This window comes from Micromonospora sp. PTRAS2, from assembly GCF_054052245.1.
Genome location: NZ_JBSWBU010000001.1, coordinates 92,036 through 116,279, shown reverse-complemented (window position 1 = coordinate 116,279; position 24,244 = coordinate 92,036). Strand labels below are relative to the sequence as shown.

Below are 24,244 nucleotides of genomic sequence, written 5' to 3'. Positions count from 1 at the left end.
GCCCACCGGGCGCGTGGTTCCCAGCGCTTCTGCCGGCGGCAGATCCGCCGACGGCAGAAACCGGCCGGGCCTAGCGGGCGGTCAGCCGCCGCAGGCCCGCCCGGGCCCGCCGCCGGGCCAGCACCCTCGCGGTACGCGCGGCGGGGCGCCGAAGCGGCGCGGACGCGAACAGCCGGACCGGCAGGACGTGGACGGCCGGGCCGGGGTGCGCCACCGCCCCGCCCACGGACACCACGGACGTGCCCAGGCCCACCCCGCCGACGTGCAGCAGCCGGCCGCCCGCGGTCGGGGTGACCCCGCCGAGCCGCAGCACCCGGCCGGCGGCCACCGGCACCCGGCACTCCACCAGCGGCCCGCCCTGCTGCGGGCCGACCGGGTCGGCGTGGAAGCCGAGGCGCAGGCGCGGGCCGGGCTCGCCGCCCACCGGCACCACCTCGTCCAGGCGGGCCAGCGCCACCCGGGGCGCGGCGGGCACCCGCCGCTCGACCCGGCGCAGGTCGTCGCGGGCCTCCTCCAGCAGGTCCGACAGGTCGATGCCGAGGGCGCGGCAGATCGCCGCCAGCACCTCGGAACTGGCCTCCTTGCGCCCGCGCTCGACCTCGGAGAGGTAGGGCAGGGACACCCCCGCCGCCTCGGCCACCTCGCGCAGGGTGCGGCCCTGGCGCTGCCGCACCCGACGCAGCACGCTGCCGATCACCCGTCGCAGCAACGACATCCGGGCCTCCTCGTGGTGGGCGCTCCTGCTCCCATCATGCCGGTTCGGCGGGCGACACACCGACCCCGCCGCCCCTACGGCGGCTGCGCCGACGCCTTCCGGTGCGGCGACCGGCTCCCGACCACCGGCGTTGTCCCGGCCTGCCGGGCCGGTCCGGCGCGTACCCGCTATGTTGTGCACGTGCAGGCGACGGAGGCGGAGCAGGTCCCGCGGTGATCCACTTTCCCGCGCAGCGGCGGGGCCCGCTGAGCGCGCTGAGCCTGCGCCTGGCCGCCGCCCTGGGCCTGGTCCTCGCGGTCGTCACCGCGGTCTACCTCGACCGCGACGGCTACCGCGACGTCAACGAGGACGGCCTCACCCTCCTCGACTGCTTCTACTACGCGGTGGTCTCCCTCTCCACCACCGGATACGGCGACATCACGCCGGCGGCGCCGTCCGCCCGGCTGGTCAACGTCCTGTTCGTCACCCCGGCCCGGGTGCTCTTCCTGATCATCCTGGTCGGCACCACCCTGGAAGTCCTGACCGAGCAGTACCGGACCGGCCGTCGTCTGACGCGGTGGAGGAAGAGCGTGAAGAACCACGTCATCATCTGCGGCTACGGCACCAAGGGCCGCAGCGCGGTCTCGGCGCTGCTGGAGAACGGCCTCGACAAGTCCCGGATCGTGGTGGTCGAGCGCAGCCCGGCGTCGCTGCGGCAGGCCACCTCGGCGGGGCTCGTCGCGATCGAGGGGTCGGCGACCCGCTCCTCCGTGCTCAACGAGGCGCACGTGCGCAACGCCAAGGCGGTGATCATCGCGACCGACAGCGACGACGCGTCGGTGCTGGTCGCGCTCACCGTCCGGCAGCTCACCGCCGGGCAGGTGCGGATCATCGCGGCGGCCCGCGAGGCCGAGAACGCGCCGCTGCTCAAGCAGAGCGGCGCGCACCACGTGATCGTCTCCTCCGCCACGGCGGGCCGGCTGCTCGGCCTGTCCACCTCCGCGCCGCCGCTGATCGACGTGGTGGAGGACCTGCTCACCCCCGGCCAGGGCATGGCCCTGGCGATGCGTTCGGCGGAGCGCAACGAGGTCGGCCGCTCCCCGCGCGAGCTGGACGACACCCTGGTCATCGCGCTGGTCCGCCGGGGGAAGGTGGTCACGCTCTCCGACCGGGCCGGCGCGGTCATCGAGACCGGCGACATGCTCGTGCACGTCCGCGACGACCGGCCCCAGCCCGCCGGCACGCCGGGCTGACCGCCCGCCGCCCGCCGCGCTCCACGACGAAGGGCCCGCCACCTTCCGGTGACGGGCCCTCCGCTCGCCTGACGGGTCGCCCCTGGGCGGGACGGATCAGAGGATCGTCCAGGTGTCGCCACTGCCCAGCAGGCCGGCGAGCTGCTGCTCCGGGGTCTCGGTGACCTTCGCCTTCGCCTCCTCGACCTGGGCCTGGACCACGCTGTCGTAGGACGGGCGGTCGACCGACCGGAACACGCCGATCGGGGTGTTGCTCAGGTCGAGCCCGGGCAGCCGGGACAGCGCGAACGCGTACGCCGGGTCGGCGACCGTCGCGTCGTGCACGACGATCTCCTCCGGGCGGACCGACGCGGTCTCCCGCACCTCCAGGCCGAAGCCGCCCGGCGGGTGGACGACGCAGAACCGGCCCTCGGCACCGAACGTGATCGGCTGCCCGTGCTCCAGCCGGATCAGGAAGTCGTCGCGGGTGGCCGGCTCCTTGAGCTGGTCGAACGCCCCGTCGTTGAAGATGTTGCAGTTCTGGTAGATCTCCACGAACGCCGAGCCCTGGTGCTCGGCGGCGGCCCGCAGCACCGACTGGAGGTGCTTGCGGTCGGAGTCGATGGTGCGGCCGACGAAGCTCGCCTCCGCCCCCAGGGCCAGCGAGAGCGGGTTGAACGGGGCGTCGGCCGAACCGGCCGGCGTCGACTTGGTGATCTTGCCGACCTCGGACGTCGGAGAGTACTGCCCCTTGGTCAGGCCGTAGATCCGGTTGTTGAACAGCAGGATCTTCAGGTTGACGTTGCGGCGCAGCGCGTGGATGAGGTGGTTGCCGCCGATCGACAGCGCGTCGCCGTCGCCGGTGACGACCCACACGGACAGGTCCGGGCGGGACACCGACAGGCCCGTGGCGATCGCCGGGGCGCGGCCGTGGATCGAGTGCAGCCCGTAGGTGTTCATGTAGTACGGGAACCGGGATGAGCACCCGATGCCGGAGACGAAGACGATCCGCTCCCGGGGGATGTTCAGCTCCGGCATGAACTGCTGCACGGCGGCGAGGATCGCGTAGTCACCGCAGCCGGGGCACCAGCGCACCTCCTGGTCGGACTTGAAGTCCTTCGCGGTGAGCTTGAGGGCGACGGGCTCAGACATTCTTCAGGACCTCTTCCAGCATCGTCTCCAGCTCGGTGGCCGTGAACGGCAGGCCGCGGACCTGGTTGTAGCCGATGGCGTCGACCAGGTACTTGCCCCGGATCACCTGGGCGAGCTGGCCGAGATTCATCTCGGGGATGACCACCCGGTCGTAGGAGCGCAGCACCTCGCCGAGGTTGGCGGGCATCGGGGCCAGGTGCCGCAGGTGCGCCTGCGCGACGGGGAGCCCGCGCTGACGCAGCCGCCGGCAGGCGGCGCCGATCGGGCCGTACGTCGAGCCCCAGCCCAGCACCAGCAGCCGGGCGTTGCCGTCCGGGTCCTCCACCTCGACGTCCGGCACCGGGATCGCCTCGATCCGGGCCGCCCGGGTGCGCACCATGAAGTCGTGGTTGGCCGGGTCGTACGAGATGTCGCCGGTCTTGTCGGCCTTCTCCAGGCCGCCGATGCGGTGCTCCAGCCCCGGCGTGCCCGGGATGGCCCACGGCCGGGCCAGGGTCTGCGGGTCACGCAGGTAGGGCAGGAACGTGCCGTCGTCGCCGTTGGGCGCGGTGGCGAACTCGACCCGCAGGTCGGGCAGGGACTCCACGTCGGGCAGCAGCCACGGCTCGGAGCCGTTGGCGACGTAGTTGTCGGAGAGCAGGAGCACCGGGGTGCGGTAGGTCAGCGCGATCCGGGCCGCCTCGATCGCCGCGTGGAAGCAGTCCGACGGGGACTTCGGGGCGATCACCGCGACGGGGGCCTCGCCGTGCCGGCCGTACAGGGCCATGTTGAGGTCGGCCTGCTCGGTCTTGGTGGGCATGCCCGTCGACGGGCCGGCCCGCTGCACGTCCACGATGACCAGCGGCAGCTCCAGCGCCACCGCGAGGGAGATCGTCTCGCTCTTGAGCGCCACGCCGGGGCCGCTGGTGGTGGTGACGCCGAGCGCCCCGCCGTACGACGCGCCGAGCGCCGCGCCGACCGCGGCGATCTCGTCCTCGGCCTGCATGGTGACGATGCCGAACCGCTTGTGCTTGCTCAGCTCGTGCAGGATGTCCGACGCCGGGGTGATCGGGTAGGCGCCGAGGAACACCGGCAGCCCGGAGCGGACGCCCGCGGCCACCAGGCCGAGGGAGAGCGCCGCGTTGCCGGTGATGTTGCGGTAGGTGCCCGGCACCATCTTCGCCGGCTTCACCTCGTAACGCACCGAGAAGGAGTCGGTGGTCTCGCCGAAGTTCCAGCCGGCCCGGAACGCCGCGACGTTCGCCGCGACCAGCTCGGGGCGCTTGGCGAACTTGCGCTCCAGGAAGCGCAGGGTCGACTCGTACGGGCGGGAGTACATCCAGGAGAGCAGGCCGAGGGCGAACATGTTCTTCGCCCGCTCGGCGTCCTTCTTGGACACCTGCTGGTCGGCGAGCGCCCCGACGGTCATCGAGGTGAGCGCGACGGGGTGCACCACGTAGCCGTCGAGGGAGTCGTCGTCCAGGGGGCTGGCCTGGTAGCCCACCTTGGCGAGGTTGCGCTTGGTGAACTCGTCGGTGTTGACGATGATGTCCGCGCCGCGCGGCAGGTCGGCCAGGTTGGCCTTGAGCGCGGCCGGGTTCATCGCGACCAGCACGTTCGGCGCGTCGCCCGGGGTGAGGATGTCGTAGTCGGCGAAGTGCACCTGGAAGCTCGACACGCCCGGCAGGGTCCCGGCGGGGGCCCGGATCTCGGCGGGGAAGTTGGGCAACGTGGAGATGTCGTTGCCCAGCTGGGCCGTCTCCGAGGTGAACCGGTCGCCGGTCAGCTGCATGCCGTCGCCGGAGTCGCCGGCGAACCGGATGACCACCCGGTCGAGTTGACGGATCTGCTTCGTCACGCCTGCCCCTCGCTTCGCTCGGCGCGGTCGCGCGGGCGGCTGAACATGATGGTGACCTCGCCTTGCCCGGCCACATGACCTCCTTGACACAGCGCTGCCCCGCACCGCCCGTGGGTGGTCCGGTCCGGTCTGGGTTCCTACCCGAGAGCCTACGTCGGATGGGATGTCGAGCTTGCCCAGTGGTCCGCCGACTGGGAACAGATTCCGGGCGCTTACGTCATGGTTTGGGGCTGTTTGCCCCGCCCGCCGTAATCAGAATCACCGGCCGCCGGACGGGCCGGTGAGCCGGCGACGCAGCGAGACGGTGGCCAACGCGAGCGCCAGCACCACCAGCAGCACCGAGATCACGATCAGGGCGACCGCGCCCCGCTGCGCCGTGCTGAGCCCGCCGCCGGGGCGGTCGCCGGCCCCGGCCGCGGCGAGCACCCCCTGGGAGCCGGCCGGGGCGGGCGTCGCGATCGGGGTGGCCATCGCGGCCGCCGCGGTGATCCGGAAGCTCATCTGCAACTGCCGGGCCTGCCCGCTGCGCGGGTCGAGGCGGCCGACCACGGCGCCGGCCAGCGGCGCGTCGCGCTGCGCCTCGGCGGTCGCGCTGACCGTGAGCCGCAGGGTGGCGGCCCCGCCGGCCCGCACCGCGCCGACGTCGCACCTGGTGCGGGTGGCGCTCAGCGCGGCACAGCCGGCCGGCGGGGCCGGGATCGTGACGCCGTCGGGCAGGACCACCTCGATCCGCCCGTCCGCGTCGACCTTGCCGGTGTTGCCCAGTCGGACGGCCAGCTCGCTGGCGCTCCCGCTGATGTCGAACGCCACCCCGTCGGCCCGCAGCGCGATGCCCGGCACCGGCGGGCCCGGCGGGAAGAGCACCGCGAAGCCCTCGTTGTCGTCGACCGACCCGGCCACCACCCCCGGGGCGGTGGCGCTCACCCGCACCGCGCCGCTGAGCGGCATCCGCCGCCACGCGTCGCCGTCGACCCGCACCGAGATCAGCGTGCTGAACCGCGCGCCGGCCGCCGTCGTCCACGCGCCGCAGCGGTGCCCGCCGCCCCCGGCCGGCGCGCAACCGGCGGTGCCCGCGTCGGTCATCCCGGCCGGCAGCGTGTACGAGAGCCGGATCTGCTCGGTGACATCGCCGGTGTTGGTCACGGTGATCCGCAGCGTGGTCGTGGTCCCGGCCGCGTTCCAGTACGCGTCGGTCAGCACGACGTCGTCGGTGCTCACCCGCACGCCGAGGCGGCCCGGTGCCGGGGCGCCCGGACCGGGGGCCGACGTGCGCACCGGCGGGGTGGTGGTCGGGGCCGACGGCCCGGCGGTGGTGGCCGGCGCCGTGGTGGTGGGCGGGTCGGCGGGGCCGGCCGGCGTGCTGGGCGCCGGCCCGGTGGTGGTGGGGGCCGGGGCGGTGGTTTCCGGCGGCGGGGGCAGGGTCGGCGGCGCCTCGGTGGGCGTCGGCTCGGCCGGCGTCGGCTCGACCGGCGGGGTCTCGTCGCCGGGGTCGCCGGCCGGCCCCGCCGGAGGGTCCGCCGGCGCGGCCGCCGCGCGGGCCGGGGGCGGCGCGGCCGTGGCCCAGCCGGGCAGCGCCGCGACCGCGGCGAGCAGCCCGACCGTCAGGGACGCGGCGAGCAGCGTCGCGAGACGTCGGTCGGTTGCCCGCCGAACGGGGCGTACGTCCACGCGGGCCAGCTCCTCCGCCAACAGTCGGTGACGGTTCAATAGTCGGTAACAGTTGCCCGGCGGCACTAGTCCCGCCGGGAAACAGTTCCGTAACGTGCGCCGGGCGCGGCACGGTAGGCTGACCCACCGTGACCGGTTACCTGGGCTCGTACGCGACGCTCGGGCTCCTGCTGCTCGCCGCAGCCCTCTTCTTCGTCGTGGCGTTCGCCGCGAACCGGGTGCTGCGTCCCGCCCGTCCGGCGGACCCGCCCGGCAAGCGGGCCGGCTACGAGTGCGGCCTCGACCCGGTGGGCGGCGACTGGGCCCAGATGCAGATCCGCTACTACGTGTACGCCTACCTGTACGTGCTGTTCGCGGTCGAGGCGGTCTTCCTGTTCCCGTGGGCGGTGGTCTTCGACCGGCCCGGCTTCGGGCTCGTCACGGTCGCCGAGATGGGCGTCTTCGTGGGTGTGCTGGCGCTGGGCATCCTCTACGCCTGGCGCAAGAACATCCTCCGCTGGACCTGAACGCCGGGCCCGGCCGACGGTGCGGCGGGCACCCGGGCGGGCCGGGGCCGACGGTCAGGCCAGCCCGCGGCGGGTGACGGTCGGCGGGCGGTCGCCCCGGATCGACGCCACCATGTCCAGCACCCGCCGGGTGGGCCCCACCTGGTGGGCACGGAACACGCGCGCGCCCAGCCAGGCCGACAGCGCGGTCGCCGCCAGGGTCCCCTCCAGCCGTTCGGCCACGGGCAGGTCCAGCGTCTCGCCGATGAAGTCCTTGTTGGACAGGGCCACCAGCAGCGGCCAGCCGGTGGCGGAGAGCTCGTCGAGCCGGCGGGTGATCTCCAGGGAGTGCCGGGTGTTCTTGCCGAAGTCGTGCGCCGGGTCGATGAGGACGCCGTCGGGGCGTACCCCCAGGGCGACCGCGCGCTCGGCGAGGCCGGTGACCGTCGCGACCACGTCGGCCACCACGTCGGCGAACGCCGCCCGGTGCGGTCGGGTGCGCGGCTCCAGTCCGCCCGCGTGCGAGCAGACCAGCCCGGCCCCGGTCTCGGCCGCGACCCGGGCGAGCGCCGGATCCGCCCCCGACCAGGTGTCGTTGAGCAGGTCGGCACCGGCCGCGACCGCCTCCACCGCCACCTCGGCCCGCCAGGTGTCGATGGAGATGACCACGTCCGGGAAGGCGGCCCGCACGGCGGCGATCGTGTCCACCGTGCGGCGGATCTCCTCGGCCACGTCCACCTCGTCGCCGGGGCCTGCCTTGACCCCGCCGATGTCGATGATCTCCGCGCCCTCGGCCACCGCCCGCTCCACCGCGCGCAGCGCGCTGTCCTGCGCGAAGGTCGCCCCCCGGTCGAAGAACGAGTCGGGCGTGCGGTTGACGATGGCCATCACCACCAGCTCGCCCGGCGCGAAGGTCCGGCTTCCGAGCCGAAGCGCTCCGGCCATGTCGCCTCCCGATCTCCCGTAGCCGCCGATCCGTCGCGGCCACCGGTCCGTCGCGGCCGTCGATCCTTGCGGCCGCCGGTCTTCCGTAGCCGGCCGGGCGACCCGGCCGCCTCCGACGCTAGCCGGTCGTCCGGTGGTCCTTCCTGGCGGTACGACGGCACAGATCCGCACCGATCTGTGGGAGGACCGCCCGGCGGGGTCGCTCCGGGCCCGTTCGCGTGCCACGATCTCTTGCATGGGTCAGGTGCTGCTCCTGCTGGTCGTCGCGCTCACCGTCGCGGCAGTGGTCTTCGGGGTGACGGTGCTGGTCACCGGCCGCGATCCCGGCCTCGCGCCGGTCGAGCCGGACGGGCGGGCCGTCCCGCTGCCGGTCAGCCGGCCGCTGCGTGAGTCCGACGTGGGCGACGCCCGTTTCGACACGGCGCCGCGCGGGTACCGGATGTCCCAGGTCGACCAGGCGATGCGCCGGGCGGCCTACGACATCGGGTACAAGTCCGAGCTGATCGGCGTGCTGGAGGCGGAGGTCACCGCGTTGCGCGAGGGACGGGTCGCCGACGCCGACGCGCTGCGGCACACCCGCGAGCAGGCGGCGGCTGCCGCCGCCGAGCAGGCAGCGGGGGCCGACGCCCCCAGCACTGCCGCAGCCCCCGCCGCCGCTGCCGCTACCGGTGCGGCTGCCGCCGACGCCCCCACCGGGGACGCCGCCCCGGCCGCCGTCCCCGCCACCGGAGCCGACCTCACGGTGACCGCCGCCGCCCCCGAGGCCGGCGACCGCGAGCCGACCGACCGCCCCGTCGGGTCGGAGCCGGCGTGACCGGCTCGGCGGACGCCGAGGGCCTCCGCGAGGCGGCCCAGCCCGGCGCCGGCGAGGTCACCGCCACGGTGATCGTCAACGCGCCGGCCGAGCGGGTGTTCGCCGGCCTGCTGGCCTGGGAGCGGCAGTCCGACTGGATCCCGTTCACCACCGTCCGGGTCGTCGAGGGCGACGGCGGCGAGGGCAGCCTCGTGGAGGCGGTCACCTCGCTCGGGCCGGCGGTCCTGCGCGACGAGATGCGGGTGGTCCGGGTCGACGCACCGTACGAGATCGGCGTGGTGCACTGCGGCCGCCTGCTGCGCGGTCCCGGGGTGCTGCGCTGCACCCAGATCGAGGGCGGGCGCACCCAGGTCGTCTGGCACGAGTGGTTCCACGTGCCGGGCGGCGCGGCCGGGCGGGTGGCGTGGCCGGTGCTCTGGCCCGGCTCCAAGGTCAGCCTCACCCAGGCGTTGAAGAAGTTCGGCCGGCTGGTCGAGCAGGGCCGCCTGCCCTGACGGCCGCCACCGCACCGCCCGGTGCGGCCGGGTGCGGGCCGGGGCGTTACCGCCAGGTCGCCGACATGGCGGGGTCCCGAGGGGGCGGATACCGCCACCACGCCGGCACGCCCTTGCCCGGCCGGCGGCTCGGGCTAGCGTGTGAGCCGTGACTGACCTGGTGATCGGCGCGGACGGGCTGGCCCGCTGCGCGTGGGGGGCGAGCACCCCGGACTACGTCCCCTACCACGACCGGGAGTGGGGGCGACCCCTGCGCGGCGACGACGCGCTCTACGAGCGGATGACCCTGGAGGCGTTCCAGTCGGGCCTGTCCTGGCTGACCATCCTGCGCAAGCGCCCCGCGTTCCGGCTGGCCTTCGACGACTTCCGCATCGAGGCGGTGGCGGCCTACGGCGAGGTCGACGTGACCCGGCTGCTGGCCGACGCCGGCATCGTGCGCAACCGGGCCAAGGTCGAGGCGGCGATCGCCAACGCCCGGGCCGCCCTGGAGCTGCCCGAGGGGCTCTCCGCCCTGCTCTGGTCCTACGCGCCGCCGTCCCGGGCCACCCGGCTGGCCTCGTTCGCCGAGGTGCCGGCGCTGACCCCGGAGTCGACGGCCCTGGCCAAGGCGCTGAAGAAGCGCGGCTTCCGGTTCGTCGGCCCCACCACGGCGTACGCGCTCATGCAGGCCACCGGCATGGTCGACGACCACCTGGCCGGCTGCCACGTCACCGGCGTGATGGGATCGACCCCATGACCGACACCGACGACCGCCCCGACAGCACGGTCCCCGAGCGCCCCGACAGCACGGTCCCCGCCGGGCCCGACCCCGGGCGGGGCGCCGCCGCCTGGGCCGTGCTCCTCCCCCCGGGGCGCTACGAGGCCGAGCGGCTCGTCCACCACGACACGCTGGAGCTGACCGGGTTGACCGGGCTGACCGGCGACGCCGCGGCCGGCGGTCCCGCCACCGCCGCGACCACCAGGGCCGGGGTCGGTGCCGCCGGGGCCACCGCCACCAGGGCCGGGGCCGCCGACGCCACCGCCGGTCCCCGGCCGGGTGACGCCGTGGCCGTGCTGACCGAGGACCCGCTCCGGCTGGTGGCCCTCGGCCGGGTCGCCCGGGCCACCGCCGAGCGCCGCGAGGACCCCGACGACCCCCAGTCCGACCCGGCCTCCGGCGCGTTCGTGGTCGCGTACACCCGGCGGGTCTTCGACGAGCCGGTGCCGGCCGACGGGCTGGCGCTCGACGGGCCGGTCACCGCCCTGCCCGCCGACGCCTACCGGGCGCTGGTCGGGCGGCTCGGCCCGCCGCCGGCCCGCCGGTCCTGGCTGGTCAGCCTGGACCTCCCGATCGAGGCGGCCACGCCGGCGGAGGCCGTCCGGCTGTTCTGGTCCTACGTGCGCGACCTGGGCCCCCGCGAGCTGCCCGCCTTCGTCTCGCCGTCCGGCGACGAGCTGGCGATGCAGGCGTTCGTGCTGGGGGCCGAGGCCAACCAGGACCCGGAGGAGGACGACTGACCCGGCCCCGGCGACCCCGGCCGCGTCCCGGCTGCGTCTGGCGGCGGGTGCGGCGGCCTACCGGGCGGCGGGTTCAGCGGCCCTCGAAGACGGGCTTCTGCTTGTTGACGAAGGCCAGGGTGGCGGCCCGGTGGTCTGCGGTGCCCCCGCAGATCGACTGGGCCTGCGCCTCGGCGGCCAGGGCATCGGCGAGGGTGCCGGCGTCGGCGATGGAGAGCTGCCGCTTGATCGCCCCGTACGCGACGGTCGGGCCGGCGGCGAGCCGGGCGGCCAGCTCCTGCGCGGTCGGCAGCACCTGCTCGTCGTCGTCGAGCAGGCGGGTCAGCAGGCCCAGCCGGCTGGCCTCCTCGGCGGCGACCGGCTCGGCGAGCATCAGCAGCTCGACGGCCTTGGCGTGGCCGACCAGCCGGGGCAGCGTCCAGGAGGCGCCGGTGTCGGCGGCGAGCCCCACCCCGGCGAAGGCCATCAGGAACCGGGTCTTCGGCCCGCCGATGCGGAAGTCGGCCAGGAAGGCCAGCGACGCCCCGGCCCCGGCGGCCATCCCCCGCACGGCCGCCACCACCGGCTTCGGCAGGTTGGCCAGCCGGGCGGCGATCGGGTTGTAGTGGGCCCGGACGGTGTCCAGCGGGTTCGCGTCCGGCGACTCCAGGATCTGCACGTGCTCGCGCAGGTCCTGGCCGGCGCTGAACGAGCCGCCCGCCCCGGCCAGCACCACGGCCCGGCAGGACCGGTCGGCCTCCAGCTCGGCCAGGGCGTCCCGGAGCGCCTCCTTGAGCGCCACGTCGAGCGCGTTCATCGCGGTCGGGCGGTTGAGGGTCAGGGTGACGACGGCGTCGGTGCGGTCGACGAGCAGCGGCTCGGTCACGTCTTGACGACCCTTCTCTCACGGTTGGTGGCGTCGAGGCACTGCTCGACGTACCGGTCGGCGGCCGGCCGTAGCCGGGTCGCGTGTCGGTCGAAGAAACTGGCCGCGGCGGTGCCGGGCCAGCGCTCGGGCAGCAGCGCCGGGGGGAGCTGCGGGTCCCGGAACAGGAAAGTACGCCATGCGTGCACGAGCCGGAACCGGGCCGCGTACGCCTCCTCGTCGTCGCTGCGCACGGTGACGGCGGCCAGCAGCGGGCGCTGCTCGGCGACGAACTGCTCGTAGGCGTGCCCGATCTCGGTGAGGTCCCAGGCGCGGCGGACCACGCCCATCGCGCCCGGGGTGCCGGCGGCGTGCGCGGCGGTGAACCGCTCGTACCGCACGCCGGCCTCTTCGAGCAGGACGTCGACGTCCTCCGCCGGCCGGGTGGCCACCCAGGTCTGCTCGTCGAGGGCGCCGTAGCCGAGGAAGCTCAGGTTGGCGGCGAGCCGCTGCCGCTCCCGGCGGGAGGCGGGGCTGTCCAGGACGAGCATGTCGAACCGTCCGTCCCAGCTGATCCGACCGGTCCGGTAGATCCGGGCGGCCGCCTCGTCGAGTCGCCGTGCGGCTTTCGGTGTGATCGAATAGCCCGGCCCCGAGGCCAGCCGGAGCGGGTCGAGCCAGCCCTGGCGGACCATCCGGCTGACCGCCGTGCGCACCGCCGGTGGGGCGATCCCGAGCGGCGCGAGCAACTTGACCAGGGCGGCGACCGGCGCGCGGCCACCCCGGGGTCGGAGGTGGTCGCCGTACAGGTCGAAGAGTGCCGACCGTGCCTGCATGACCGCACATTGTGACAGGCCTTCTCAAGATAAGCTAGGTCCTGTTACATCAATGCCTCTTCGGTTTGGGTCCGGCGGTGTTCATCAGGGAAAATCGTTGGTCGACACCGCCGTGCACGTCGCGGTGGGTGATGGCGAAGAGGCTGTGGGGCAACCCACCGACCCTGTTGCAGGTCTGAGGGGAGACAACATGGCGGCGATGAAGCCGCGGACGGGCGACGGTCCGCTGGAAGTCACCAAGGAGGGCCGGGGCATCGTCATGCGGGTCCCGCTGGAGGGTGGTGGCCGGCTCGTCGTCGAGATGACTCCCGACGAGGCCAACGCGCTCGGTGACGCACTGAAGGCAGCCGCCGGCTGACCGAGGAACGGTCCGCGCGGCGCTCGTCGCGCGGGCGGTTCACACCTCCCTGAGCCACCGGCCCCGCCGGTGGCTCAGGGCTTCACCCTGGGCTCGGGGCGCGTCCGGGCCCTCTTCCGACCCATCTGGAGGTCGTTCCAGCGTGCTTGCCATCCGCCTGGTGGGTGGGCCCGAGCGGTCCGACGCCCTGGCCCTGCCCATCCGACCCGCCGGCACGGCCGAGGACGGCGCGCAGGGGGCGACGGTGCTGCCCGGCCTGCCGGCGCTCGCCGACGACGTGCTGGCCGAGGCCGCCGCCCTGGTCCCGGCGGCCCGGGCCACCGGGCGGGCCGGCGAGGTGCACGTCCACCTGCGGCCGGGGCGGGTCCCGGCGCGGCTGTTGCTGGTCGGCGCGGGTGACGGCGACGAGTCCGGATGGCGGGCGGCAGGGGCCGCGCTGGCCCGGGCGGCGTCCGGTGAGACACATCTCACGATCATGATGCCGGTCGATGTCGAGCCCGACGCGGTGCGTGGCCTCGTCGAGGGGCTGCTGCTGGCGTCGTACCGTTTCCGGCTCACCGAGGCCGGCGAGTCCCCGGCGCTGGCCGGCGTCGACGTCGCCGTCGGTGACCCGACCGCGTACGCGGACGTGGTCGAACGGGCCGAGGTCACCGCCCGGATGACCCGCCTGGCCCGGGACCTGACCAACACCCCGTCCTCGGTGAAGAACCCGCAGTGGTTCGCCGAGCAGGTCGAGGCCGCCGTGGCCGGCCGACCCGACCTGCGGCTGCGGGTCCGGCAGCCCGACGAACTGGCCGCCGAGGGCTTCGGTGGCATCCTCGCCGTCGGCGGCGGCTCCGCCAGCGGCCCGCGCCTGGTCGAGCTGGACTGGCACCCCGCCGACGCGCGCACCCACGTCGTCCTGGTCGGCAAAGGGATCACCTTCGACACCGGCGGCATCTCCATCAAGCCGGTGCCCGCCATGAAGCTGATGCGCAAGGACATGGCCGGGGCCGCCGCCGTCGTCGCCGCCACGCTGGGCGCGGCCGCGCTGCGGCTGCCGGTCCGGATCACCACCCTGGCGCCGCTGGCGGAGAACGCGGTCAGCGGGTCGGCGTTCCGCCCCGGCGACGTCATCACCCACTACGGCGGCGTGACCAGCGAGACCACCAACTCCGACGCAGAGGGGCGGCTGGTGCTCGCCGACGCGCTGGCGTACGCCGTCGCCGAGCTCAAGCCCGACCTGCTGATCGACCTGGCGACGCTGACCGGGGCGAACATGGTGGCGCTCGGCAAGCGCACCGGCGCGCTCTACTCCGACAACGACGAGCTGGCCGCCGACGTGCTGGCCGCGATCGACGCGGCCGGTGAGTCGGCCTGGCGGATGCCGCTGCCGGCCGACTACGTCGAATACCTGGGCAGCGACGTGGCCGACCTCTACAGCGCCCCGAACTCCGGCGGCGGGTCGGTGCTGGCCGCGCTCTACCTGCGTGAGTTCACCGGTGACCTGCGGCAGCGCTGGCTGCACGTCGACATGTCCGCGCCCTCCTGGGCCGACGGCGACGCCGCCGAGCTGACCCGCGGCGCCACCGGCTGGGGGGTGCGCGGCCTGCTGCGCTGGCTGGCCACCCTCGGGTGACGCGTCTCCCCGGCGGCGGGGGCGGCTCAGGGCTTCGCGCGGCGGGCGGCGTGACTCAGCACTTCACGGCGGCGAGCAGGCCGTGACCGACCGGGAGCAGCGCCGGCGTCCAGTCCTCGGACTCCCGGAGCGCCTTGATCGTCTCCCGGGTGGTCACCGTCTCCACGTCCCGGGCCGCGGGATCGCCGATCCGGCCGTCGGCCAGCGTGCCGTGCAGGGCGAGCACCCCGCCGCGGCGCAGCAGCCGCAGCGCCGCGGCCACGCAGGAGCTGAAGTTGGTGGCCTCGGTGTCGACGAAGACCATGTCGTACGCGCCGTCGGCGAGCCGGGGCAGCACATCCAGCGCCCGCCCCGTGATGATGCGGGTGCGCCCGGAGGGGAAGCCCGCCTCGGCGAAGATCCGACGGGCGATCCGCTGGTGTTCCACCTCGACGTCGATGGTGGTGAGGACGCCGTCGGCGCGCATGCCCCGCAGCAACCACACGCCGCTCACGCCGGTGCCGGTGCCGATCTCGACCACCGCCCGTGCGCTCCCGGCGGCGGCGAGCAGCCGCAGGGCCGCCCCCGTGCCCGGGGTCACCGCGTCGAGGCCCACCTCGCGGGCGAGGCTGCGGGCGGTCCGCAGCACGAGATCCTCGGTGACGTACGACTCGGCGAACTGCGACGCCGGGGTCGTCGAGCTGCCGGAACTGGCGGCCGTGGCGATGGGACACCTCCGTCGGGGGCGGGTTGGCGGTATGAGCCTAGAGGCGGGGGCGAACGGGCGCAGCCGCGAGTCCGGTGCCCGACGATCACGGTGGAACGTGCCCGATCGGGCGGTTCCCACCGGCCGGTCACGCACCGCAACCGCTGACTGCACTCGCGGCATTCGTGTAATCCTGGATGCGGTATCCCCGTCGTCGGACCGGCCAGCCCTGCCGGCCCGGGGCGAGGGGGCCGGGGACGACTGGGAGGCACCGACGTGACCGACGGCTGGGACTGGCGCCAGCCCGGGGGAGCTCCGACTCCGGCGGCACCGCCGGGGGCCGGTGCGCCGCCGGCCGGGCCGCCGACGGCGCCCGACGGCGTCCACCAGGGTTCCGCGACCTCGCCCTGGTGGTCCGACGCGCTCGCCGACCCGTGGCGCGACCCGTACGCCCCGGCGGCGGTGGTGGTGCCCGGCCCCGTCGACGGTGCCGCGGAGCCGGAGCCGGTCGTCGACCCGGACGCGCCGGGCCGGCCGACGCTGCGCCAACTGCTGCTCATCCCGCTGATCACCGCGCTGCTCGCCGGGACCCTCGGCGGTGCCCTGGGGTACGCCTTCGCGGTGCGCGGCGGCGCGGCCGGCGGCCCGGTGCTCGGTGCCGGTTCCGCCGAGGCCCCGGCGCTGGCCCAGCGCAAGCCGGAGTCGCTGGCCGGGGTAGCCCAACGCGTCCTGCCCAGCGTGGTCACCGTCCGGGTGGCCAGCCTGGGCGGGACGAGCGAGGGTTCCGGCTTCATCGTCAGCACCGACGGCTACGTGATCACCAACGACCACGTCGTCGCCGGGGGCACCGGCAAGGCGTCGGTGGTGTTCAACGACGGCAGCACCGCCGCCGCCAGCGTCGTCGGCCAGGACCCGGAGTCCGACATCGCGGTGATCAAGGTGGCCTCCGCCACAAACCTGCGGCCGGTGGAGTTCGGTGACTCCGACGCCCTCGCCGTCGGCGACCCGGTGCTGGCCATCGGCTCGCCGCTGTCCCTGGCCAACACGGTGACCGCCGGCATCGTGAGCGCCCTGGACCGGACGATGCAGGCGGGCGACCCGGGCGGGCCGACCCGCTACTACGCGGCCATCCAGACCGACGCCGCGGTCAACCACGGCAACTCCGGCGGCCCGCTGGTGGACTCGGCCGGCCGGGTGATCGGGGTGAACTCGACGATCAAGTCGCTGGTGGCCGACGGGCAGGAGGCCGGCAACATCGGGCTCGCCTTCGCCATCCCGATCAACCAGGCGAAGCGGGTCACCCAGGACATCATCGGCACGGGCAAGGCCCGCCGTACGGTCATCGGCGCCCAGGTCGGCGGCACCGGCGCGGCCAGCGGCGGCACCGGCGGCGTACGCCTGGCGTCGGTGGAGCCGTCGGGCCCGGCGGCCGGGGCCGGGCTGCGGGCGGGGGACGTGATCCTGCGGCTCGCCGGCCGCCCGATGACCGACCCGACCGACCTGATCGCCCTGGTACGCAAGTTCGCGCCGGGGTCCGTGGTGACCGTGGAGTACCGGCGCGGTTCGAGCCGGCAGAACGCCTCGGTGACGCTCGCCGCGGACGTCAAGTGAGACCCACCGGCCCCTCCCCGAGGAGCCTTCACCTGCGTACGCTTGGCCTGATGCCCACGAGGAGGCCCAGCAGTGTTCGAGAACCTCAACTGGTGGGAGATCGCCGCGCTGCTGCTCCTGGCGCTGCTGATCTTCGGTGACCGGCTGCCCAACGTGATCAGCGACGGGCTGCGCATGGTCCGTAACCTGCGCGCCATGGCCCGCAACGCGACCGGCGACCTGAGCCGTGAGCTGGGCACCGACATCCAGCTGGAGGACCTGCACCCGAAGGCGTTCATCCGCAAGCACCTGCTCAGCGAGGAGGACGAGCAGGCGATCCGGAAGCCGCTGCAGGGCGTCTACGACAGCCTCCGCGCGGACGTCACCGCCGTGCACGACGACCTGAAGGACGTGGCCAAGGCGGTCGACCTGAAGTCGACGGCCTCGGGCGGCGCGGTCACGGCCACCTCCGGCGGCACGGCCCCGGCCCCCCGCACGGCCAGCTACGACGACGCCACCTGACCCCGCGCCTTCGTCGCCGGTGGGGCGCGCCTCCCGGTCGGAACCCCGCCCCCGGCCTCCGGCCCGCGTGGCGGCCGATGCACAGGTCGGCGCATAGGGAGCTGAGTCAGATACGACATCACCACCCTGCCGCCGGGACGGGGTGATCAGAAGGATCGTGCCGGCGGTCCGCCGGTCGACCCACGCTGTCCCGGCGAGATCGGCTGATGTCGTATTCGACTCAGCTCCCTATGCGGCGAGACGAGTCATCCCGCCGGGAGCGCCGAGGGGCCGGCCCGCCGGGTGGCCATCGCCACCGGCGGAAACGGCCGACCGTCAGCGGCCAGCCGTCAGCGGCCGGCCGGCTTCAGGCCGAGGGGCTTACCGAGCAGCGACTCCCGTCGCACCGCGAGCCGGTCGGCGACCTGACCGAGGGCCTTCGCAGCCGGCGAATCCGGCTCGGCCAGCACGATCGGGTTGCCGGCGTCGCCGGCCTCCCGGACCCGGGTGTCCAGCGGGATCTGCCCGAGCAGCGGCACCTGTGCCCCGATCGTCCGGGTCAGCGACTCGGCCACGGTCGTGCCGCCGCCGGAGCCGAAGACCTCCATCCGGGAGCCGTCCGGCAGTTCCAGCCACGACATGTTCTCGATCACGCCGACCACCCGCTGGTGCGTCTGGAGGGCGATCGCGCCGGCCCGCTCGGCCACCTCGGCGGCGGCGGCCTGCGGCGTGGTGACCACCAGGATCTCGGCGTTCGGCAGCAGCTGGGCCAGCGAGATGGCCACGTCGCCGGTGCCCGGGGGCAGGTCGAGCAGGAGCACGTCCAGGTCGCCCCAGTAGACGTCGGCGAGGAACTGCTGCAACGCCCGGTGCAGCATCGGGCCGCGCCACACCACGGCCGCGTTGCCCGAGGTGAACATGCCGATCGAGATCACCTTCACGCCGTGCGCCTGCGGCGGCATGATCAGGTCCTCCACCCGGGTCGGGCGACCGTCCGCGCCGAGCATCCGGGGCACCGAGTGGCCGTAGATGTCCGCGTCGACGACGCCGACGTTCAACCCCCGGGCGGCCAGCGCGGCGGCCAGGTTCACCGTGACGCTGGACTTGCCGACGCCGCCCTTGCCGCTGGCGACCGCGTACACGCGGGTGCGGGAGCCGGGCTGGGCGAACGGGATCACCGGCTCCTCGGTGGCGGAACCCCCGCGCAGCTTCGCCTGGAGACCCTGGCGCTGCTCGGGGCTCATCACCCCGAACTCGATCTCCACCCCGGTCACCCCGGGCACCGCGCCGACGGCGGCGGTGATGTCGGCGCGCAGCTTGTCCTTCAGCGGGCAGCCGGCCACGGTGAGCAGCAGCTCGACCCGGACCACGCCGTCGTCGCCGACCTGGGCGGAGCGGACCATGCCGAGGTCGGTGATGGGCCGGCGGATCTCCGGGTCGTCGACGGTGGCCAGGGCGGCCTGGACGGCGTCCTCGACGGTGCTGACGGGTGCTGACATGCCCGCAATGCTACGTCGGGGGCGATAGGTGCCGGCCGTCGGCGGGCCCCGGTGTGAGCGAATCGATGGCCCACCCGGCCTGGTCAGCGCGCCCACCAGCCCTGGTCACCAGGCCCGGCAGGCTGGTCAGCGCCCGCCGGTCGACCCCTCCGGACGGCCGCCCCGGGCGAAGTCGCCGTCCAACTCGTCGAGGGGCTCGTCGAGGTGCGCCCCACCCCCGCGCGGCGGCGGGCGCTCCTGCACCGGGCGCTCCTGCTGCCGGCGTTCCAGCTTCTGCCGGCGCTGGGCGGCCTCGTCCAGTTCCTCGGCCAGTCGGGCCAGCTCCGAACGGAGGAAGTCCCGCGTCGCCACCTCGCCCAGCGCGATCCGCAGCGCCGCGACCTCCCGGGCCAGGTACTCGGTGTCCGCCTTCTGCATGGTCGCGCGCCGCCGGTCCTCCTCCAGCGCCACCCGGTCCCGGTCCGTCTGCCGGTTCTGCGCGAGCAGGATCAGCGGCGCCGCGTAGGACGCCTGGAGGGAGAGCACCAGGGTCAGGAACGTGAAGGTGTACGGGTCGAAGCGCAGGCTCGCCGGGGCCAGGGTGTTCCAGCCGAACCAGGCGGCGATCACCACCGTCATGTAGACGATGAAGTTCGCCGTGCCCATGCCCCGGGCGATCCCCTCGGACCACCGGCCGAACGCCTCCGGGTCGAACCGGGGCAGCTTCACGCCCCGGGGCTCGCGCGGCTGGTCCAGCCGCTCCGCCCGCCGCTGCTCACTCATCGGCGCCGTCCAGCACCTCGTGCACCGGCGCGGGGGCGGTCGGGGCGTCCCGGTCCCGCCAGTCGCGCGGCAACGAGTGGTCCAGCACGTCGTCGACGGTCACCGCGCCGACGAGCCGGTTGTTGCGGTCCACCACCGGCATGGCGACCAGGTCGTACGTGGCCATCCGGCGGGTGATCTCCGGCAGCGGGGTGGCCGGGCGCAGCGGGTCGATGTCGTTGACCACCACCCCGCCGAGCAGGTCGGCCGGTGGCTCCCGCAGCAGCCGCTGGAAGTGCACCATGCCCAGGTAGCGGCCGGTCGGGGTGGTCAGCGGCGCACGGGTCACGAAGACCTGCGCGGCCACGGCCGGGGAGAGCTGCTCCTCCCGGATCCGGGCCAGCGCCTCGGCGACCGTGGCGTCCGGCGGGAGGATCACCGGCTCGGAGGTCATCACGCTGCCCGCCGTGCCCGACGAGTACTTGAGCAGCTGACGGACCGGGTCGGCCTCGCCGGGCTCCATCAGGTCCAGCAGCACGTCCTGCTCGGTCGGGGGAAGCTCGTTGAGCAGGTCGGCGGCGTCGTCCGGGTCCATCTCCTCCAGCACGTCAGCGGCCCGCTCCCGGTCCAGCGCGGCGAGGATCTCCACCTGGTCGTGCTCGGGCAGCTCGCTGAGCACGTCGGCCAGCCGCTCGTCGTCCAGCGCCGCCGCCACCTCGTTGCGCCGGCTGTCCGGCAGGTCCTGCAGGGCGTTGGCCAGGTCGGCCGGGCGCATGTCCTCCAGGACGGCGAGCAGGTTCGCCGTACCCCGGTTCTCGCCGATGCCGCTGAGGCCGCGCACCCGGTCCCACTCGACCTGGTGCAGGTGGCCGCGGCGGGTGAGCCGGCCGGTGTGCTCGCGGACGGCGACGCGGGTCAGCGACCACTCGCCGCCCCGGCTGCACTCCATGGCCACGTCGACCACCGACCCGGGCTGGCCGCCCGGGTCGAGCTGCACGCGCCGGTCCAGCAGTTCCTGGAGCACCAGCAGCTCGTTGGGGCGCTTCTCGAACCGGCGCAGGTTGAGCGTGCCGCTGCCGAGCACCACCGCGTCGGCGTCGATGGTGGTGATCCGGTTGATCGACAGGAAGATCCGCCGGCGCATCGGCATCTCGGCGACCAGACCCACCACCTCCGGCGGGCGCTGGGTGGGCCGGAGCCGGGCCACCGCGTCGCGCACCCGACCCACCTGGTCGCCGTTCGGGTCGAAGACGGCGACTCCGGCGAGTCGGGCGATGTAGACCCGGTTCGGCGTGCTCACGGGCACCAGCCTAAGCGCCTACTGTTTATCAACATGTCGACCTTGGCCTACGAGATCGTGGACGTCTTCACCGACCGCCCGTTCGCCGGCAACCCGCTTGCCGTCGTGTTCGGCGCCGAGGGGCTGGCCACCGAACAGATGCAGTCGCTCGCGTTGGAGTTCAACCTGTCCGAGACGGTGTTCGTGCTGCCGCCGACCCAGGTCGGGGCCACCTACCGGGCGCGGATCTTCACCCCCACCGACGAGCTGCCGTTCGCCGGCCATCCCAGCGTCGGCGCGGCGGTGACCGCGAGCCGCCGGGGCCTGTTCGGCGTGGGGCAGATCACCCAGGAGTGCGGGGCCGGGGTGCTGCCGATCGAGGTCACCGCGCACGGCGCGACGCTGACCGGCGGCGTGCCGACGCTCGGGCCCGAGCTGGACCTGGAGCCGCTGCTGGAGATGGCCGGCCTCACCGCCGCCGACCACGCCGGCCCACCGCCCCGGGTCGCCGGGTGCGGGCTGGAGTTCCCGTACCTGCCGGTGCGGCCGGACGCGGTGGCCCGCGCCCGGGTCGACCCGGCGGCGGCGCAGCGGTACGGCCTCGAACACATCAGCGTCTTCTCCTGGGACGCCGACTCGCAAACCGCGCACGCCCGCGTCTTCGTCCCCGGGCACGGCGTGCCGGAGGACCCGGCGACCGGCTCGGCCGCCCTCGGGCTCGGCGTGTGGCTGGTCGCCAGCGGGCTGCTCCCCGGCGAGGGGCGCTCCTCCTACACCGTCCGGCAGGGCGCCGAGCTGCGCCGCCCGTCCCTGCTGGCGTGCACGGTCACCGCGGCCGGCGGTGCGGCGGTCGGCGCGACGGTGCGCGGCGACGTGATGCCGGTGGCGCGCGGCGAGATCGCCGTCCCACCCTTCGTCGGCTGAGGTGTAAGGAAGGGCACCCTGTTAACGCCTGCGGTAGAGAAGGGAACCCCTCTCACCCGCGATGGGCGGGAGGCGTCGCCGTACGCTCGCGCGGGCCGGTGGGCATGCGGGAGGATGCCGGGGTGACTGACGAGGTGGACGGGCGAATCGGCACGCCCCTGGTCGACGAGGCGGTGAAGAAGGCCGCCGTCGCCTGGGTGGGCGTCGCGGGCGGGCCGGCGCGGGCGCTGTGGTGCGTACCGTCGCCAGGGTCGCTCCTGGTCGTGAGCGGCCCCGGCGAGCAGGCCGCGCCCGGGCTCGCGGAGGCGGCCGAGGCGCAGGTGACGCTGCGCGGCGACCACGGCGGCCGGATCGTCACCTGGCCGGCCCGGGTGACCCGGCTGGCCCCGGGCACCGAGGAGTGGACGGCCCTGGCCCCGGCGGTCGCCGCCAAGCGGCTCAACGCCCCCGGTTCCGCGGCCGACCTGGTGCAGCGGTGGGCCGCCGACGACTGCGCCCTGGTCCGGCTCACCCCGGCCGGCGAACCGGCCGCCGGGGACCGGCTGCCGGACGCCTCGCTGGCGGAGCCGCCCCGGGCGACCCCGGTGGTCCGGGCCACCCGCCGACCGTTCCGGCTGCACCGCGTCCGCCGCCGCTGACCGGCCCGCCGCAGGCGGGTCAGGCCGGCACGGCGACCGGGTCCACCAGGTCGAGGACGTCGCTCAGCGAGCCCAGCTCCGGCCCGTCCCAGGCCGGTTCGGCGTTGAAGACCATGTGCTCGGCGAGGTCCGGGGCGGCCAGCCGCACCGCCGTCATGCCGGCCCGCCGCGCGCCGGTGAGCTCCTGGCTGCCGCCGTCGCCGACGTACAGGCAGTCGCCCGGGGACAGGCCGAGCGGGCCGCACGCCGACAGGTAGAGCGCCGGGTCGGGCTTGCAGCGCCCGAGCTGCACCGAGAAGACCCGCACGTCGAGCAGCGGGGCCACGGCCAGCTGCGGCAGGAACTCCGGCAGCTCGTGGGTGCAGTCGCTGACCAGGCCGGTGCGTACGCCCGCCGCGCGCAGCGCCGTCAGCACGGGCACCGCCTCGTCGCGCAGCCGGGTGTCCGCGCGGACCGCCCGCTGCTGGGCGGCGACGGCCGCGCGCAGCGCACTCTCCGGCGGGTGTACGCCCGCCTGCGCGCACACCCAGCGCAGGGTCGCCACGGCGTCGCCGAACCGCCCGCTGGCCCGCTCGTAGTAGCTGCGGTCGAGCACGTCGACGAGCGCGTCGACCGGGCAGCCGAGCAGCTCGGCGGTGGACCGGTGGGCCGCACCGCGTTGCACGCAACGGGTGAGCGTGCCGAAGAAGTCGAACAGCACCGCACGAAAAACGGGCATGGGGGAGTGCCTCCGGACGTCGAGGGGGAGGGTCGCCGGCGGATGTGACGATCGTAATCGAACGCTGACGTTCTGTGGTGACGGGTGGTCGTCGCGCTGCTCGTGTAAGGATTGCTTCCCGTGCCCGTCCCTCACCACCACCGCCCGGTGGGCCCCCTGACCGGCGGGGTCCTCGCCCTGGCCGTCCTCGCGGTCTCGTCGTCCGCGCCGTTGGTCGCCTTCGCCGCCGCGCCCGCCCTGGCGATCGCCTTCTGGCGCAACCTGCTCGCCGTCGGGGTGCTGGGCCCGTTCGCGCTGGCCCGGCGGCGGGCGGAGTTCCGGGCGCTGACCCGGTCGGGCACGGGTCGCGAGGGGCCGGTGGGCGCCGGCCGCGAGGGGCCCGCAGCTACGGGCCGCGACGGGCGCGCACCGGCGGTTGCCGGCCGGCGCGAGGGCTGGTTGTGCGTGTTGTCGGGGGTGCGCTGGCCGCCCACTTCGCGACCTGGATGCCGAGCGTCCAGCTCACCTCGGTCGCCGCCGCCGTCGCCCTGGTCGCCACCCAGCCGGCCTGGCAGGGGCTGATCGCCCGGGGCCAGGGCCGGCGGCTGCCGCCGGCCGTCTGGGTCGGCATCGCGGTGGCGGTCGCCGGGGCGGTGCTCGCCTCCGGGGCCGACTTCGCCGTCTCCGGCCGGGCGTTCGCCGGCGACCTGCTCGCGGTGGCCGGCGGCCTGTTCGCGGCGGTCTACACCGCCCTCGGGGAACGGGCCCGGGTCACCGTCAGCACCACCACCTACACCACCATCTGCTACGGGGTGTGCGCGCTGATCCTGCTGGTCGTCTGCCTGGTCGGCGGCGTGCCGCTGGGCGGCTACGACACCGGCACCTGGCTGGCGATCCTCGGCCTGGTGGCCGGGGCCCAGCTGCTCGGCCACTCGATGTTCAACTATGCGCTGCGGCGGGTCTCCGCGACCACGGTCAGCATGCTGATCCTGCTGGAGGCACCCGGGGCGGCCCTGATCGCCTGGGCCTGGCTCGGCCAGCTGCCCCGGGTCGGCGCGCTGCCGGGGCTCGCGCTGATCCTGGCCGGCGTCACGGTGGTGGTGCTCGGCGGGTCCCGCGCCGGTCGCCGCACCGTCCCCGCCCCGCTCCCGGTCGCCGCGGCCCCGCTGGCAGCCGACACCGGCACGGGGCCTAGCCACGCCAAGCAGTAGCCCCG

24 protein-coding genes and 1 pseudogene are annotated in these 24,244 nt (G+C 74.9%); 13 read left to right on the top strand and 12 right to left on the bottom strand.

Annotated features, from left to right (window positions below):
• Nucleotides 1-70 precede the first annotated feature (70 nt).
• On the bottom strand, nucleotides 71-715 hold the full coding sequence (locus ACVMYR_RS00545; RefSeq protein ID WP_363629699.1) for a helix-turn-helix domain-containing protein: 645 nt from the start codon (nucleotides 713-715) through the stop codon (nucleotides 71-73).
• Nucleotides 716-927: 212 nt separating this feature from the next.
• Here ACVMYR_RS00545 and ACVMYR_RS00540 point away from each other — a divergent pair, with 212 nt between their 5' ends.
• Nucleotides 928-1,947 (top strand): potassium channel family protein, encoded by a 1,020-nt coding sequence (locus ACVMYR_RS00540; RefSeq protein WP_077935982.1) that lies wholly within the window; start codon nucleotides 928-930, stop codon nucleotides 1,945-1,947.
• Nucleotides 1,948-2,043: 96 nt separating this feature from the next.
• Here ACVMYR_RS00540 and ACVMYR_RS00535 read toward each other — a convergent pair whose 3' ends face one another.
• The 3 genes from ACVMYR_RS00535 to ACVMYR_RS00525 all read right to left on the bottom strand — a co-directional run bounded on the left by ACVMYR_RS00535 (nucleotide 2,044) and on the right by ACVMYR_RS00525 (nucleotide 6,604).
• Nucleotides 2,044-3,078: a 2-oxoacid:ferredoxin oxidoreductase subunit beta gene (locus ACVMYR_RS00535; RefSeq protein ID WP_077935983.1), complete on the bottom strand. Its 1,035-nt coding sequence runs from the start codon at nucleotides 3,076-3,078 to the stop codon at nucleotides 2,044-2,046.
• The gene (locus tag ACVMYR_RS00530) at nucleotides 3,071-4,915 is read right to left on the bottom strand and encodes a 2-oxoacid:acceptor oxidoreductase subunit alpha (RefSeq protein ID WP_077935984.1); all 1,845 of its coding nucleotides are present in this window, start codon (nucleotides 4,913-4,915) and stop codon (nucleotides 3,071-3,073) included. The genes ACVMYR_RS00535 and ACVMYR_RS00530 overlap by 8 nt, the downstream gene beginning before the upstream one ends.
• A gap of 258 nt (nucleotides 4,916-5,173) precedes the next feature.
• Nucleotides 5,174-6,604 (bottom strand): hypothetical protein, encoded by a 1,431-nt coding sequence (locus ACVMYR_RS00525; RefSeq protein WP_457120833.1) that lies wholly within the window; start codon nucleotides 6,602-6,604, stop codon nucleotides 5,174-5,176.
• 107 nt (nucleotides 6,605-6,711) lie between these two features.
• Between ACVMYR_RS00525 and ACVMYR_RS00520 the strand changes: the two genes are divergently transcribed.
• On the top strand, nucleotides 6,712-7,089 hold the full coding sequence (locus ACVMYR_RS00520) for an NADH-quinone oxidoreductase subunit A (RefSeq protein WP_043961720.1): 378 nt from the start codon (nucleotides 6,712-6,714) through the stop codon (nucleotides 7,087-7,089).
• Between the two features lie 54 nt (nucleotides 7,090-7,143).
• On the opposite strand, the gene folP is transcribed toward ACVMYR_RS00520, so the two are convergent.
• Nucleotides 7,144-8,013: a dihydropteroate synthase gene (gene folP / locus ACVMYR_RS00515; RefSeq protein ID WP_091283239.1), complete on the bottom strand. Its 870-nt coding sequence runs from the start codon at nucleotides 8,011-8,013 to the stop codon at nucleotides 7,144-7,146.
• 235 nt (nucleotides 8,014-8,248) lie between these two features.
• Here folP and ACVMYR_RS00510 point away from each other — a divergent pair, with 235 nt between their 5' ends.
• The 4 genes from ACVMYR_RS00510 to ACVMYR_RS00495 all read left to right on the top strand — a co-directional run bounded on the left by ACVMYR_RS00510 (nucleotide 8,249) and on the right by ACVMYR_RS00495 (nucleotide 10,818).
• Nucleotides 8,249-8,827 carry a DivIVA domain-containing protein gene (locus ACVMYR_RS00510; RefSeq protein ID WP_077935987.1) on the top strand — a complete coding sequence of 193 codons (579 nt, stop codon included), beginning with the start codon at nucleotides 8,249-8,251 and terminating at the stop codon, nucleotides 8,825-8,827.
• Nucleotides 8,824-9,321, top strand: a complete 498-nt coding sequence (locus tag ACVMYR_RS00505; protein WP_074477038.1) for an SRPBCC family protein — start codon at nucleotides 8,824-8,826, stop codon at nucleotides 9,319-9,321. Before ACVMYR_RS00510 ends, ACVMYR_RS00505 begins: the two co-directional genes overlap by 4 nt.
• A 148-nt stretch (nucleotides 9,322-9,469) precedes the next feature.
• Complete coding sequence (locus tag ACVMYR_RS00500) at nucleotides 9,470-10,057, top strand: DNA-3-methyladenine glycosylase I (RefSeq protein WP_457120832.1); 588 nt, start codon at nucleotides 9,470-9,472, stop codon at nucleotides 10,055-10,057.
• Entirely contained in the window at nucleotides 10,054-10,818 is a 765-nt protein-coding gene (locus ACVMYR_RS00495; protein WP_457120831.1) for a hypothetical protein, read from the top strand. Before ACVMYR_RS00500 ends, ACVMYR_RS00495 begins: the two co-directional genes overlap by 4 nt.
• A 73-nt stretch (nucleotides 10,819-10,891) precedes the next feature.
• Here ACVMYR_RS00495 and ACVMYR_RS00490 read toward each other — a convergent pair whose 3' ends face one another.
• Both ACVMYR_RS00490 and ACVMYR_RS00485 read right to left on the bottom strand, forming a co-directional pair.
• Complete coding sequence (locus ACVMYR_RS00490) at nucleotides 10,892-11,683, bottom strand: enoyl-CoA hydratase/isomerase family protein (RefSeq protein WP_077935990.1); 792 nt, start codon at nucleotides 11,681-11,683, stop codon at nucleotides 10,892-10,894.
• On the bottom strand, nucleotides 11,680-12,498 hold the full coding sequence (locus ACVMYR_RS00485; protein ID WP_043961726.1) for a PaaX family transcriptional regulator: 819 nt from the start codon (nucleotides 12,496-12,498) through the stop codon (nucleotides 11,680-11,682). The genes ACVMYR_RS00490 and ACVMYR_RS00485 overlap by 4 nt, the downstream gene beginning before the upstream one ends.
• 190 nt (nucleotides 12,499-12,688) lie before the next feature.
• Here ACVMYR_RS00485 and ACVMYR_RS00480 point away from each other — a divergent pair, with 190 nt between their 5' ends.
• Nucleotides 12,689-12,856, top strand: a complete 168-nt coding sequence (locus ACVMYR_RS00480) for a DUF3117 domain-containing protein (protein ID WP_007455245.1) — start codon at nucleotides 12,689-12,691, stop codon at nucleotides 12,854-12,856.
• A gap of 142 nt (nucleotides 12,857-12,998) precedes the next feature.
• Entirely contained in the window at nucleotides 12,999-14,474 is a 1,476-nt protein-coding gene (locus ACVMYR_RS00475; protein WP_077935991.1) for a leucyl aminopeptidase family protein, read from the top strand.
• A 55-nt stretch (nucleotides 14,475-14,529) separates the two neighbouring features.
• Here ACVMYR_RS00475 and ACVMYR_RS00470 read toward each other — a convergent pair whose 3' ends face one another.
• Nucleotides 14,530-15,180, bottom strand: a complete 651-nt coding sequence (locus tag ACVMYR_RS00470; RefSeq protein WP_457121274.1) for an O-methyltransferase — start codon at nucleotides 15,178-15,180, stop codon at nucleotides 14,530-14,532.
• Nucleotides 15,181-15,420: 240 nt separating this feature from the next.
• Between ACVMYR_RS00470 and ACVMYR_RS00465 the strand changes: the two genes are divergently transcribed.
• The gene (locus ACVMYR_RS00465; RefSeq protein WP_457121273.1) at nucleotides 15,421-16,770 is read left to right on the top strand and encodes a S1C family serine protease; all 1,350 of its coding nucleotides are present in this window, start codon (nucleotides 15,421-15,423) and stop codon (nucleotides 16,768-16,770) included.
• A 72-nt stretch (nucleotides 16,771-16,842) separates the two neighbouring features.
• Nucleotides 16,843-17,271, top strand: coding sequence for a Sec-independent protein translocase family protein (locus ACVMYR_RS00460; RefSeq protein WP_077935993.1), 429 nt, complete (start codon nucleotides 16,843-16,845; stop codon nucleotides 17,269-17,271).
• A gap of 329 nt (nucleotides 17,272-17,600) precedes the next feature.
• Here ACVMYR_RS00460 and ACVMYR_RS00455 read toward each other — a convergent pair whose 3' ends face one another.
• The 3 genes from ACVMYR_RS00455 to ACVMYR_RS00445 form a co-directional block, all read right to left on the bottom strand.
• On the bottom strand, nucleotides 17,601-18,749 hold the full coding sequence (locus ACVMYR_RS00455; RefSeq protein ID WP_077935994.1) for an Mrp/NBP35 family ATP-binding protein: 1,149 nt from the start codon (nucleotides 18,747-18,749) through the stop codon (nucleotides 17,601-17,603).
• Nucleotides 18,750-18,875: 126 nt separating this feature from the next.
• Complete coding sequence (locus ACVMYR_RS00450; RefSeq protein WP_457120830.1) at nucleotides 18,876-19,511, bottom strand: DUF1003 domain-containing protein; 636 nt, start codon at nucleotides 19,509-19,511, stop codon at nucleotides 18,876-18,878.
• Nucleotides 19,504-20,790, bottom strand: coding sequence for a magnesium transporter MgtE N-terminal domain-containing protein (locus tag ACVMYR_RS00445; protein ID WP_431893098.1), 1,287 nt, complete (start codon nucleotides 20,788-20,790; stop codon nucleotides 19,504-19,506). The genes ACVMYR_RS00450 and ACVMYR_RS00445 overlap by 8 nt, the downstream gene beginning before the upstream one ends.
• Nucleotides 20,791-20,823: 33 nt before the next feature.
• Here ACVMYR_RS00445 and ACVMYR_RS00440 point away from each other — a divergent pair, with 33 nt between their 5' ends.
• Together ACVMYR_RS00440 and ACVMYR_RS00435 are read left to right on the top strand one after the other, a co-directional pair.
• Nucleotides 20,824-21,693, top strand: coding sequence for a PhzF family phenazine biosynthesis protein (locus tag ACVMYR_RS00440; protein ID WP_043961733.1), 870 nt, complete (start codon nucleotides 20,824-20,826; stop codon nucleotides 21,691-21,693).
• Between the two features lie 104 nt (nucleotides 21,694-21,797).
• Nucleotides 21,798-22,331, top strand: a complete 534-nt coding sequence (locus ACVMYR_RS00435; protein ID WP_096761573.1) for a hypothetical protein — start codon at nucleotides 21,798-21,800, stop codon at nucleotides 22,329-22,331.
• Nucleotides 22,332-22,350: 19 nt separating this feature from the next.
• On the opposite strand, the gene ACVMYR_RS00430 is transcribed toward ACVMYR_RS00435, so the two are convergent.
• Nucleotides 22,351-23,049, bottom strand: a complete 699-nt coding sequence (locus ACVMYR_RS00430) for an HAD family hydrolase (protein ID WP_457120829.1) — start codon at nucleotides 23,047-23,049, stop codon at nucleotides 22,351-22,353.
• A gap of 120 nt (nucleotides 23,050-23,169) precedes the next feature.
• Here ACVMYR_RS00430 and ACVMYR_RS00425 point away from each other — a divergent pair.
• A pseudogene (locus ACVMYR_RS00425) lies at nucleotides 23,170-24,239 on the top strand (DMT family transporter).
• Nucleotides 24,240-24,244: the final 5 nt, after the last annotated feature.